Genomic DNA, 12,219 nt, shown 5'->3' with positions numbered 1-12,219 from the left:
GAAAAAGAATAGTGCAATAGAGCGCCGAACCACCCAAAGAATTACTTTCTAAAACCACCTGTAAATGAAACACTCGCTCTCTACTGTAACCAAGAGGTGCATGAACCTTGCCTGGATTCTGGCCTTCGCCAGAATGACGAACGGTGGCGTATCCGTATTGCAGGGCGGATTAACTGCCCCATAAATCAGCCGTTACACAGGCTCAAAGCATGCTCTGAGAAACCCGTGCGCCACCCCGCGCCTGAATGACGACAATTTTAAATACGTAGCAGATTTAACATAAGCGAGCCGTAGAGCATACTCTGACTCTGAAAACACCCTGCTAGACGCTCCATCAGTATGACGGGCTGTTACAGAAAGCATCTACTCTCGCAAACAAGCCAGCCGCCTCCTTCGCAAAATACCCCCTGCAACCCGCCCTTTGACATCCAGCCACACGCCCGGTTAGAGAATTATCTAGAACAACTGATCAATAACCATCAATCAATCTTTTACACTGCGTCGCTGATAAACCATATCGCTATACTGCAACCCTTTTTCGGATAGGTTCGTCTGCTCCGATTCCAGGACCCACTCGCTCATTTCCAGTGGCGGGAAAAAAGCATCTCCCTCCACCTGGGTATGTACGCGTGTCAGGTATAAACGTGTCACCTGCGGCAACGCTTGCACATACAATTCCGCACCGCCGATCAGGAAAGGCTCATCATCGCCCGCACAAGCCGCCAGCGCTTCAGGGATGGAATGCACTACCTTTGCACCTTCGACCTTGTAACCCAGGTCACGCGTGACGATCACCGTTGTCCGACCCGGCAATAAGCGTCCCAGTGACTCGTAGGTTTTACGGCCCATCACAATATGGTGCCCCATGGTGAGTTGCTTGAAACGTTTTAAATCTTCCGGCAGGTGCCAGGGTAACTGGTTGTTGTGCCCTATCACGCGGTTATCTGCGTGTGCGACGATCAGGGAGAGTGCTTGCATCATGATTCTTCTTAAAAAGCGGAGAGCCGCTTCAGGTCATTAATAATGGCATCACTATGGCCATCAGGGTTCACATTGCTGTAAATCTCCGCAATGGTGCCTTGCGGATCAATGACAAAGGTGGTGCGCTTGGCTACCTGGAATACCACCAGGTTGAATAAGGCACCATAGGCATCCGCGACCTGGCCATTGGTGTCTGCCAATAGTGGGAATGGCAAACGATGTTTGTGCGCAAAACCTGCGTGACTTGCAACGGTATCAACGCTGACGCCGATGACTTCAGCTCCCAGGGCGTGGATCTGTTGGATATCGTCACGAAAATGACAGGCTTCTTTAGTGCAGCCCGGGGTATCATCTTTAGGATAAAAATAGAGGACTACCCATTTGCCTTGCCAGTCGGTCAGGCGACGTTTTTCGCCCTGCGCATCCTGTAAGGTAAAATCAGGGGCTTTCATACCGACGCTGACCCGCGCAGAGGGTTGTTGATATTGGCGATAGCCCCAAATAGCTAACCACAATAGCAATCCATACATGATCAGTTTGACGAACATTGGTACTTTTCCTTTCTAAACATGGCCACACTGGCAGATGGGTCGTTGACGCATCCAGCTGCTTATTGTACCTTAATCCGCCATCTGTCATTTTAAGGTCATACGCAAACGTCTTAAGTGTTGCAGCCTCCCCCCATGAATAATGAAGCCATTGCAAAACTGCTGAAACAGATTGCCGCTGACCCGCAACGATGGGAGGCCTACCAGAAACTGGCAGGCTTGATGCTGCAGAATGATGAGTTTCATGCTGCCGAGCAGTATCTGTTGCAGGCCATCAGCTTACAGCCGAAGGCGCTGCAATTAAGGTTACAGCTGGCCAATTTGCAGATGCGTACCCAGCAGTTTGCCGCGGCGCATGACGCTTACAAACAGGCGATCAAGCTGGATCCACGGCAGGCACAGAGCTACTACCTGGATGCACGTGCACTGAAAAACATGGGGCGCACATCAGAGGCGATTTTGCGCCTGCGTACGGTGACCAAGCTGGATCCCCAACACATTCAGGCCTTTACCGAATGTGTAGATTTAATGCTACAAGCCCAGCAGTTTGAGCAGGCCGTCGCAGTGCTTAAACAGGCAGCCACCGCACATCCTGAACATGCGCATTTTCACTATCGGCTGGGCGTGTTACACCAGCAATTGCAGGCGCCCGCAGAGGCACTGGCCTGCATGGACGCTGCCATCAGGATTCAGTCGGACTTTGCTGAAGCGCATCACCAGCGTGCGTTGATATTGCAACTGCAAGGACAACCCGCAGAGGCGCTGCGTGCGTTTCATCACGCCATCGCCTATCAACCCAACTTACCGGTGCCCTACAATAACCGGGGCGTTGTGTTATGCCAGCTGGGCAAATATCCCGAAGCTATCGCTGATTTCAGGCAGGCGTTACAGTTAAACCCTGGTTATGCTTCTGCTTACTGCAATCTTGGGCTGGCCTTGTATGAAAACGGCGATGCCGATGAGGCTTATCAGTACCTGGAAACGGCATTGAAATATGCGCCTGGCCATGTACAGGCACGCTATGTCTTGAGCATGTTAAAACTGGCGCGTGGTGAATACGAAGATGGCTGGCCCATGTATGAATCACGTTGGCAGGCCTTGCCAGGCACGCAACTGCCTGATAGCCAACTATTGTGGCAAGGTGATACTTCGCTGGTTGGCAAAACGATTTTAATCCTGGCTGAACAAACGCTGAGCGATACCGTGCAGTTTTGCCGCTATATTGACCTGGTCAAGCGCTTCAAGCCCAACCAGATGATAGTAGCAGTGCCTGATGCCCTGTATAACCTGTTCAATGAACTATGGGGCCACGATGTGGCGATACAGGTCATCCGGCAGGATGGCCGCGCATTGCCGCATTTTGATACCTATTGCCCTATGCTGAGCTTGCCGATGGCATTCAATACAGTCACCACAACCATCCCGGCTGCCCTGCCCTATCTGCAGGTTGCGGAGCGTCATCAGCAACCCTGGCAACAATTACTAGGCCCGGCCAGGCGCTTACGTATCGGGGTGAACTGGTGCGGCGACGCAAATAATAAATATGACCGCCAGCGCAGCATCCCGCTGCATTTGATGGCGCCTTTATTGAAAATGGAAGTAGAATGGCACAGTTTGCAAAAAGAGTTTCGGCGTGAAGACCACATTATGCTCAAGCGTTTTCCCATGCTGGAATGCCATCACCCATTGCTATCGGATTTTAGCGATACCGCCGGGCTGATCATGCAGATGGATTTTATTATCTCGGTGGATACAGCAGTCGCGCATCTGGCTGCGGCGCTGGGCAAACAGGTGTGGCTGTTATTGCCGGCACAAGCGCATTTCCGCTGGCTGCAACAGCCGGAAACCTGCGCATGGTACCCAGGCATGCGACTATTCCGGCAAGCGCCTGGCACCTCTTGGGAAACCCTAATTGATCAAGTACATCAGGCGATTACCGATGTACTGAGCCAGAGCTACCGCGCAGAATAAAGCGTTATTCGGCGTGAGGCACACCAACGATGTGCATGACGCGTGGCACATCGACATGCAGCAACTGCGCAATGTCTTTGTAGTCGTCCGGTAAGGCGGCATTTTCCCAACCATCGGCAGAATGCCTGGCCAGGTTCACTGCAAACTGCACATTGCGCACGCGTGGCAGATGCGCACGCTGCTCATCCATCAGGTCAGTCAATAACGAAGGCAAATTAAACGCACGCACCAGTTCCGCCTGCAAATCCAGTATCCTGAAACCCAATACTTCCTGTTGCACACTACGACTACGCAAGGTTGAATCTGCCAGCTGGCGCTGATGGATTTCAATCATGGGGACAGGGTTAAAACACCACATCAGCATTTCGGCAAAGTCATACAAAGAAGCCGCCACGCGCAATTCTTCCGCATGTAGATCCATCAGGTGTGAAGCAAACTCAGCCGCAAAATAACCGGCGCGGTGGGCACGTACGACCAGTTTAATCAAATCAACCAGTGCAGCCACATGTTGGTTCAACATCTCTTCCACATGCGGTACGGTGGGGATCTGTTCAAAAAAAGTACTGGTGCCCATCATGATAATCGCCTGCTCAACCTGCACCAGGTCTTGCAGTTGGTGGCTGCTGCGGTGATTATTGGCAAAGGTCAGCACTTTGAAAGTCATCAGCGGGTCATTGATCACCACCCGCGTGATATCGCGTGCACCTGTTTCATCCTCGCGTTCACGTAGCTGGGCCAGTTCCCTGGCGGTTTGCCGCAATACGGGAATATCCGCATTTTCAAGAAACTTCACCCAGTCGGAAATGCTCCGATTGGCTCTTGCCTCGCTAAGTGTCACCATTTAAACGCCCCTGCTTGAGTTTTATCCGCCCGAGTATAGAACAATGCCGTTTTGCAGCATGTGCTGATGAGCCACTGAATTCACTGCCAGTTTCAATCATGACTTCATCATCCTCACGCTGCAAAAGGCTGCCTCAAAGCCACAAAAGGCTTGTTTCTTTAGGCATTAGACCCAATCTGCTATGTTAGAATGCAATTTTTGTGACTTAATTTCAGGAACAGGCAAATTTGCCCCGGTTCCCGTGTGAACAAATTTATGGCGATTATTCTACATACCCCCGAAGATATTGAAAAAATGCGCGTGGCCGGGCGCCTGGCATCAGAGGTACTGGATTACATCACGCCTTTTGTCGTCGCGGGGGTCACCACCAATAAGCTAGACCAGCTTTGCCACGATTACATCGTGAATGTGCAGCAGGCGATCCCGGCACCGTTAAATTACGCGCCGGATGGTCACACGCCCTATCCGAAATCCATTTGCACCTCGATCAACCAGCAGATCTGCCATGGTGTACCCAGTGAAAAAGAGCTGAAAAATGGCGATATCGTCAACCTGGATATCACTGTGATCAAAGATGGCTACCATGGCGATACTTCGCGTATGTTTATGGTGGGCACGCCCTCTCCGCAAGCCAAACGTTTATGCGACATCACCTACCAGGCCATGTGGCGCGGTATCGAAAAAGTAAAACCAGGCAACAGCCTGGGCGATGTCGGCTATGCGATCCAATCTTTCGCCGAGAAAAACGGCTACAGCGTTGTGCGTGAGTTTTGTGGCCATGGTATAGGCAAGAAATTCCATTGTGAACCGCAGGTGCTGCACTATGGCAAACCTGGCACTGGCGTGACGCTCAAACCAGGTATGATTTTCACCATTGAGCCTATGATCAATGCGGGTCGCCGCGATATCAAATTCATGTCTGATGGCTGGACGGTAGTGACCAAAGACCGCAGCCTGTCTGCACAATGGGAGCATACCATTGTCGTCACAGAGGATGGTTTTGAAATCATGACAGTTTCTGACGGCACTCCGCCACGCCCAACCCTGTAACCCCCACACGCCAATGCCAGTGATCGCCAAAGAACAACTCAAGCAGTGGCGTGAGTCGTTCCAACTGTCACAGCAGCAACTCGCCGCCGCCTACCTGGCAAAACCAAATGCCAAAGTCCTGCTACAGCAGAATACCCGTCACCTGGATCAGCTGTTACGTGATATCTGGTCTACGTTCCAGTTACCTGCCACAGTCAGCCTGATCGCGGTTGGTGGCTATGGCCGCGGCGATATGTTCCCCCATTCGGATATCGACCTGCTCATCCTGCTACCAGAGGATTGCCCTGCTGCGTTGCAGACAGAGATCGAGTCTCTGATAGGGGCATTGTGGGATATCGGCCTGAATATTGGCCATAGCGTGCGATCGCTGAGTGAGTGCCTGGCCGAGGCGCAGCTTGATGTCACTATCATGACCAATTTGCTGGAAGCGCGCTGGCTGACCGGTCATAAAGCCACTTTCAAAACGCTCATGCAATCGCTGCACGCGCAATTGGACAAACCACGCTTTTTTGCCGAAAAGTTACGCGAACAGCAAATCCGTCACGCCAAATTCCACGATACCGCCTACAACCTTGAACCGAATATCAAAGAAAGCCCGGGGGGCCTGCGCGATCTGCATATGATCTTATGGATCGCGCAAAGCCAGGAGCTGGGCAACGACTGGCAAGACCTGGTGCAGGTTGGCCTGCTCAACCATACGCAGGCACGACAACTTAAAAATCATGAGCGCTTACTGCAAAACCTGCGCATCCGGCTGCATTTGATGGCTAAACGGCGCGAAGACCGGCTGGTGTTCGACTTTCAGAATACGCTGGCTGAACAAATGGGTTACCAGACCACTTTGCAAAAACGCGCCAGCGAGCAATTGATGCAAGGGTTTTACCGTAGCGCCAAAGCCATCATCATCGAAAATGAAGTATTACTGAAATTGATGCATGCCCGGGTCAGCCCGCAAACAGAGCTTGCCACCGTCATTGATGAAGATTTCGTGTTATCCCAGGGCCTGCTCAGTGCACAAACGCCAGACCTGTTCCAACGCAAACCAGAAGCCATCTTGCGTTGTTTTCAGTTATTACAGCAACATCCTGCGATCGCAGGATTTAGCGCACCGCTGGTCAGGGCCTTGCAGGCAGCGCAACCATTAATCAATAATGCTTTCCGCCAGCAATCGGCCAATAAGGCACTGTTCCTGCAAATCTTGCAATCGCGTGAAGGCGTACACCGCAGTTTGCGCCGTATGAACCGTTACGGCATCCTGGGACGTTATATTCCCGTGTTTGGCCGTGTCATTGCGCAAATGCAGCATGACTTGTTCCATGTGTATACGGTTGATGAGCACACCATGAACGTCCTGCGCAACCTGCGCCGGTTTGCAAAACCTGAGCTGCGACATGAGTTTCCGCTCTGCAGCCAGCTATTTGCCGAATTCAGCCAACCGCACTTACTCTACCTGGCAGGTATTTTTCACGATATCGCCAAAGGCCGTGGCGGTGACCATTCGGTGCTTGGCACGATTGATGCCAAGCGTTTCTGCCAGAAGCATGGTTTGCCAAAAGCAGATAGTGACCTGGTCGCCTGGCTGGTAGAAGCGCACCTCAAGCTCTCCAGCACGGCACAGAAAAGTGATTTGTCTGACCCGGATGTAATTGAAAGCTTTGCAAAACTAGTGGGCTCTGAATACCGCCTGACTGCCTTGTATTTATTGACGGTCGCTGATATCCGCGGCACCAGCCCTAATGTGTGGAACGCCTGGAAAGCCAAACTGCTGGAAAGCCTGTTCCTGCAAACGCGGCGCGTATTGCAGCAGTCATTGAATACCGAAGCACAGCTAAGCCTGCGCAAGCAGGAAGTCTTGCAAAAACTCAGCAGTTTCAACCTGAAAGAAGACTCGGTACAGCCTTTGTGGCAGGCATTTGGTGAAAACTACTTCAACCGTTTTGACAGTGATGAGATTGCCTGGCAAAGCCGTTTACTGATCCCGCATATACGCACAGAAACCGCCATTGTACGTGCCCGCCTTAGCCCTAAAGGCGATGGGATCCAGGTGATGATTTACAGCCGTGACCAGAAAGAGATTTTTGCGCGCATCTGCCATTTCTTTGACAGCATGCAATACAACATCGTACAAGCCAGGATTTACACCACCACCCATGGCTATGCGCTGGATAACTTCATTGTGCTTGAACCTGATACGCATCAGATCAGCTATAACGGCTTACTGAAGCATATCGAGCAAGGCCTGACAGAACAATTATCCGGCACCACAGCGCTGCCTACGCCTATCCGGGGACGCGTCAGCAGGCAAGTCAAACATATGCCCTTGCCTACGCAAATCTTTATCCATCCGGCCAGCGCACATCACGATCAGCAGCAACAGCTACAGCAACTGGACGTGGTTGCCAACGACAGGCCGGGCTTGCTGGCAAGCATGGCGCTTGTGCTACTCAACCATGATGTAGCGCTGCACAATGCTAAAGTGAACACCCTGGGTAATCGCGTGGAAGATAGTTTCCTGATCTCAACCAGTGATGGCCAGCCTTTGAACGAAGCACAAATCAATGCGCTTAAATCCGCATTCAGTGAGCTTTAGCCGGCTTACAAAGTCAATCACCTGATGGCTAAAATGTAAGTTTTACCATGTTTACCTATCCGCAGCTCACATCCTCTGAACAAGCCAGTTTACCTACACTGATTGCCCAACCAAGTGCTATCCCGAATAAGTTTGCGGACAGCACGCACCGGCTTTTTTACTGCCAAACGACCGACGGTGAAATGGTGCTGAAAGTCTGTAATGAGTCGACCATAGCAAAATCCCCCTTCTGGTCAGGCGCAAACCATTTGTTTGCAGCGGACTTTCCAAATAGCTTGGGCAGTATCCATTTAACACACCATTTCTTGCAGGAAAATGGTGTGCTTCCTGTGCCTGATTTTGTCGCGGCAAGCGATCACCGCTTTATACTCACCCGCTTTCTGACGGGCAAGGATGTAGAACCAGAACATATCAGCGACCACTGGGTGATACAGCTAGCCGAACATATCGCGAAATTGCACCAATGTACTTACCCTCGCTGGGGCACGCTGCATGATCCGCAATTCACTGCGACAGACTGGGCCAGCCGTTTGCAAGAAACCCTTGCGCTTCTGGCCAGGCAGCACGATACGGTGATTGACGAAGCGTTACTCGCTGAAGTGTTAGCGCACGCGAAGAGTATCGAGGAAACTGAGTTTGTACCCATGATGCTGGACTTACGTTGGGATCAATTTCGCTATTCAGGCACCAATGACCTAGCGCTGATTGATCTTGATGCGTTTGTGATTGCGCCGCGTGCGCTGGACCTGGTGTTGCTGGAATATATATTAACGCCCGCGCAACTGGCGTTATTTAAACAGCTCTACATTCAAACGCATCCCTGGCCTGAACACACGGCACATACAGCCTGCTACCAGCTACTGCTGTTTTTGATGAATGTGCTGGGTGAAAATGATTTGGCAACATGGATGCAGCGCATATAAAGCGCAATGTCATTCGCCAAAGTGTTATTTACCTAGCTTGTTGCCGGTAAAGCTTCACCCAACTGATAAAGCCAACCACTGCCAGAATCGTATTCAACACAAATAAAGCCGCAGTTGCGTAATAGCCGGTCTGCACATATAAAATCGTAGCAGCGCCATCAATCACCGCCCAATATAGCCAGTTCTCCAACACTTTCCTGGCGATCAACCAGGTATTCATCACAGAAAACACCGTGGTATAGGCGTCTAACATAGGGCTTTGCGATTGCCCGGTTTTTTGCAAATAGGTACTCACTAAAGCACTCACAGCAACACCAACCGCGACAAACCCAACATGCCAGAGCCAAGGCCAGCGGCTAATCTGCAATATGTCTGTTTGCTTGCCGTGTTTATGCCACAGCCAAAAACCATAAATCGCCATGCCCATATAATAAAAATTCAGCAACGCCTGCATGGGAAGCTGGCCTTCCCAAAACAGTACGGTGTAAACCAGCGTGCTGAAAAAGGCAAATGGCCAACACCATTGTGACTCTTTTGACGCCAGCAAAATATAGGCAACGCCCATCAGTGCAGCGGCAATTTCCCAGGGGGACATTTGCTGGAATGCCGTCAGGATAGCCTGAAAATGATCTTGGTTCATGGTGAGGAAATACCGAAGAAGTGAACGAGTGTGTTGTTATACATCGACAACATCAGCCCTGTCTGTGCCAATAAACTTCATGACAAACACGCTGTGTGGTATCGCATTAAACACCGCTTCCATCTCCTCATCGAGGCAATCCATCACGGCCCGGTATTCGCCGAACACTTGCGTCGCCAGGCTATTACGCTTCACCACCAGATCTGGATTGGCTTCGAGTTTATTGATGAACGCCAGAATGGGTTCTACATAGCCTTCGGTTAAGGGGTACAAACTAATATCGACAGAAATACGCATACAAACTCCAATATGTATAAAATCAAAAAGGGCAATCACGCCCTCCCCTGTTTAATAATCGTAAGTGACCGTGATGCCAGCGATGCGAGGCTCAGCATACTGAACATACTTTTCATCTACAGCAAAGTTATTGGCCGGATTGTTAGCAAAGAAGAATCCGCGCGTAGCATAGTCTTTATCGAATAAGTTTCTCGCCCATACGCTGACTTTCCAATGTTTATCATACTTGTAATCAGCGCTAGCGTTTAACACAGCATAGCCGTTTGATTTAGCATTGTGGCTATCTGAAAAGTAGAAGCTATCTTTACCTTCCACATTGGCGCGTATTGTCCAGGCGTCATTCGCATAGAACTCAGAACCCAAATTAAAAGTATATCTGGGTGCATGGGCGACTTGGCGACCTTGCGCACTGTACGCAGTAGGATCCAGGTTTTGATAGCTATCAAATTTCGCATCCAGCAAACCCAGTGAACCCATGATGCGGAATTGATCCGTCAAGCACCAATCCAGGCTGGCTTCCACACCTTGGTGTGTCGCTCTGGCAGCGTTGTCATAGAATTCAATAAAATTGCCAGTGCCCGCTATCTGCGCAGAGCTATGTGTTTGCGCATCCAGGCGTTTTGCATAAAAAGCCGCCAGATTGGTGATCAAGGTGCCATCCAGCCAGCTCGATTTCAGTCCTGTTTCAAAGTTCCACATGTACTCGGTATTAAACTGTCGCTGGTTTTGCGGCAAATTGGCCTTGTTGTTGATGCCACCAGGTTTATAACCGCGCGTTAACGAGGTATACAGTAACTGATCGGCATTCGCCTGGTAATTCAGGCCCAATTTGGCGCCAAAAAGCACTTCGTCTAAACGCTTTTGCATACTGCTAGGGACTGAGCTAACGAATCCACGATCAGAATAGTCGGCCTTAAAATCCTCTACACGCAAACCTGATACCAGTGTTAGTTTGTCGGTTAAATGACTATCCAGTTGCCCAAACAAAGCCGTATTTTCTGTTTTGTACCTGCCTCTTAACTGTGTTAATTCGTCAGGCCCAAAACTTCTGTAATCGACACGTGACTTGAAATGCTCATCCTGCACAAAACGATACACACCAACCGTCCAGTCGGTGGAGCCATTAAAAATTCGGCCAGCTTTATCGGATAATGCACGTAGCTCAAACGAGTAATTATCGCGGTCCCGATTATGCTTCTCAAAGTCATTCTCTGTTCTCCAATCCCCATCAAAACTGTAGGTGGATGAAGAGTTTAAATAACTGGCTTCAGACTGGATAATGACTGCATCCGAGGCTTGCCAATTGGCTTTCACCGCAAAAGCGTTGGTGTTCTGAGTGTCTGCACCAGGCTGGTTGGCTCTGCTGCGTCTTGAGTTATCCAGGGTAAATGCGTCATAGCCGTTATCCACATTCACATGCATCAAAGTGAAGTCCAGGGTCAAATCCTCAGTCGCAAATAATTTGAATTTACTACGGAAGGTCAGCTCATCCTGCTTTTGCGTGTCGTCACGACCCAGGGTGTCGTTTTGCATATAGCCATCAGATTTGTGCGTGTAAATCGAGGCGCGCCCGAGTAACTGATCTTCGACGATAGTCCCGCCTACCGCCACCCCAAAATTACGCGTGTTATATTCACCCACACCGGCTTGCACACGCATTTTAAATTCTTTGGTGGGTTCGGCACTGCGCATGGTGATGGCGCCCGCAATGGCATTGGGACCAAACTTAGTGCCCTGAGGGCCCTGCAACACTTCTATCGCATCAATATCAAACAGGGTTGCAGCACCACCAAGGCGGCTAAAGTCGATGCCATCAATGATCAAACCAACGGATGGATTCACCGGATTATCATATTGGCTGAGTATTCCCATCCCGCGAATCTGGAAAAAGCGTCCTCGCGACGCCCCTGCTGACACATTGACATTCGGCGCCAGGTTCAAGACTTCTTCCAGATGCTGCGCACCACGTGACTCTATGGTTTCTTTGTCAATTTCGGTCAGGCTGACAGCAGTTTTCTGCGCGGTGCTGGGGCGAAAATCTGCACTCACCACCACATCGGGCAGTTTCACTGCCTCGTCGTCCTCTGCGGCAAACGCCTGCGCGGTCAGTAAAAGCCCAATCAGGGACAGCGGTTTTGTAATCGGTTTCAAGGTAATCCTTTCTATTAAGACACATAAAAAGGACAGGGGGAGAGTGACAATGACGTGAGTAGATTTGTTGATAGGACAACAAATCAAAAACATTTGCGTTGTAGATGCTCTGCCTGTCCCTACGCCAGCATTATCTGGGTCAGGTTCATTGGGTTCCTCACTTGCGCGAGATCTCAGGCGTTAGCCACCCCAAGGCGTTTGATTTTTCAATCAGGGTGAGATTGTAG

The 12,219-nt window shown here is 50.5% G+C and carries 10 protein-coding genes and 1 riboswitch; of the genes, 4 read left to right on the top strand and 6 right to left on the bottom strand.

From position 1 onward, the window contains the following. Positions 1 to 483 precede the first annotated feature (483 nt). Both ACSSVF_RS09495 and ACSSVF_RS09490 read right to left on the bottom strand, forming a co-directional pair. A complete protein-coding gene (locus ACSSVF_RS09495; RefSeq protein WP_492406337.1) occupies positions 484 to 978 on the bottom strand; it encodes a dihydrofolate reductase in 495 nt (164 codons plus the stop codon). An 11-nt stretch (positions 979 to 989) separates the two neighbouring features. After that, on the bottom strand, positions 990 to 1,529 hold the full coding sequence (locus ACSSVF_RS09490) for a peroxiredoxin (protein ID WP_492403098.1): 540 nt from the start codon (positions 1,527 to 1,529) through the stop codon (positions 990 to 992). Positions 1,530 to 1,664: 135 nt separating this feature from the next. On the opposite strand from ACSSVF_RS09490, the gene ACSSVF_RS09485 reads away from it, so the two are divergent. After that, positions 1,665 to 3,500 (top strand): tetratricopeptide repeat protein, encoded by a 1,836-nt coding sequence (locus ACSSVF_RS09485; protein WP_492403096.1) that lies wholly within the window; start codon positions 1,665 to 1,667, stop codon positions 3,498 to 3,500. A 4-nt stretch (positions 3,501 to 3,504) separates the two neighbouring features. Here ACSSVF_RS09485 and ACSSVF_RS09480 read toward each other — a convergent pair whose 3' ends face one another. Then, positions 3,505 to 4,341 (bottom strand): HDOD domain-containing protein, encoded by an 837-nt coding sequence (locus tag ACSSVF_RS09480; RefSeq protein ID WP_492403095.1) that lies wholly within the window; start codon positions 4,339 to 4,341, stop codon positions 3,505 to 3,507. A 255-nt stretch (positions 4,342 to 4,596) separates the two neighbouring features. On the opposite strand from ACSSVF_RS09480, the gene map reads away from it, so the two are divergent. From map to ACSSVF_RS09465, 3 genes are read left to right on the top strand one after another with little or no spacing between them, the layout of a single operon-like run. Next, the gene (gene map / locus ACSSVF_RS09475) at positions 4,597 to 5,391 is read left to right on the top strand and encodes a type I methionyl aminopeptidase (RefSeq protein ID WP_492403093.1); all 795 of its coding nucleotides are present in this window, start codon (positions 4,597 to 4,599) and stop codon (positions 5,389 to 5,391) included. 13 nt (positions 5,392 to 5,404) lie between these two features. After that, a complete protein-coding gene (locus ACSSVF_RS09470; RefSeq protein ID WP_492403091.1) occupies positions 5,405 to 7,981 on the top strand; it encodes a [protein-PII] uridylyltransferase in 2,577 nt (858 codons plus the stop codon). Positions 7,982 to 8,028: 47 nt separating this feature from the next. After that, positions 8,029 to 8,904 carry a phosphotransferase gene (locus ACSSVF_RS09465; RefSeq protein WP_492403090.1) on the top strand — a complete coding sequence of 292 codons (876 nt, stop codon included), beginning with the start codon at positions 8,029 to 8,031 and terminating at the stop codon, positions 8,902 to 8,904. A 28-nt stretch (positions 8,905 to 8,932) separates the two neighbouring features. On the opposite strand, the gene pnuC is transcribed toward ACSSVF_RS09465, so the two are convergent. The 3 genes from pnuC to ACSSVF_RS09450 are packed head-to-tail and all read right to left on the bottom strand — an operon-like array spanning position 8,933 to position 11,992. Continuing rightward, the gene (gene pnuC, locus ACSSVF_RS09460; RefSeq protein WP_492403088.1) at positions 8,933 to 9,544 is read right to left on the bottom strand and encodes a nicotinamide riboside transporter PnuC; all 612 of its coding nucleotides are present in this window, start codon (positions 9,542 to 9,544) and stop codon (positions 8,933 to 8,935) included. Positions 9,545 to 9,580: 36 nt separating this feature from the next. Continuing rightward, a complete protein-coding gene (locus ACSSVF_RS09455; RefSeq protein ID WP_492403086.1) occupies positions 9,581 to 9,841 on the bottom strand; it encodes a YkoF family thiamine/hydroxymethylpyrimidine-binding protein in 261 nt (86 codons plus the stop codon). A 51-nt stretch (positions 9,842 to 9,892) separates the two neighbouring features. Beyond that, the gene (locus ACSSVF_RS09450) at positions 9,893 to 11,992 is read right to left on the bottom strand and encodes a TonB-dependent receptor (RefSeq protein ID WP_492403085.1); all 2,100 of its coding nucleotides are present in this window, start codon (positions 11,990 to 11,992) and stop codon (positions 9,893 to 9,895) included. Between the two features lie 98 nt (positions 11,993 to 12,090). Next, positions 12,091 to 12,194, bottom strand: a riboswitch (TPP riboswitch). Positions 12,195 to 12,219: the final 25 nt, after the last annotated feature.

The organism is Methylophilus sp. E2MeOHC9 (genome assembly GCF_058744375.1).
This window is presented reverse-complemented; position numbering and strand designations above follow the sequence as displayed.

Bases quoted from the DNA above. Each gene is read 5' to 3' on its own strand.
- ACSSVF_RS09465 (WP_492403090.1), top strand. From the start codon at position 8,029: ATGTTTACCTATCCGCAGCTCACATCCTCTGAACAAGCCAGTTTACCT.
- map (WP_492403093.1), top strand. From the start codon at position 4,597: ATGGCGATTATTCTACATACCCCCGAAGATATTGAAAAAATGCGCGTG.
- pnuC (WP_492403088.1), bottom strand. From the start codon at position 9,544: ATGAACCAAGATCATTTTCAGGCTATCCTGACGGCATTCCAGCAAATG.
- ACSSVF_RS09490 (WP_492403098.1), bottom strand. From the start codon at position 1,529: ATGTTCGTCAAACTGATCATGTATGGATTGCTATTGTGGTTAGCTATT.
- ACSSVF_RS09470 (WP_492403091.1), top strand. From the start codon at position 5,405: ATGCCAGTGATCGCCAAAGAACAACTCAAGCAGTGGCGTGAGTCGTTC.
- ACSSVF_RS09480 (WP_492403095.1), bottom strand. From the start codon at position 4,341: ATGGTGACACTTAGCGAGGCAAGAGCCAATCGGAGCATTTCCGACTGG.
- ACSSVF_RS09495 (WP_492406337.1), bottom strand. From the start codon at position 978: ATGCAAGCACTCTCCCTGATCGTCGCACACGCAGATAACCGCGTGATA.
- ACSSVF_RS09485 (WP_492403096.1), top strand. From the start codon at position 1,665: ATGAATAATGAAGCCATTGCAAAACTGCTGAAACAGATTGCCGCTGAC.
- ACSSVF_RS09455 (WP_492403086.1), bottom strand. From the start codon at position 9,841: ATGCGTATTTCTGTCGATATTAGTTTGTACCCCTTAACCGAAGGCTAT.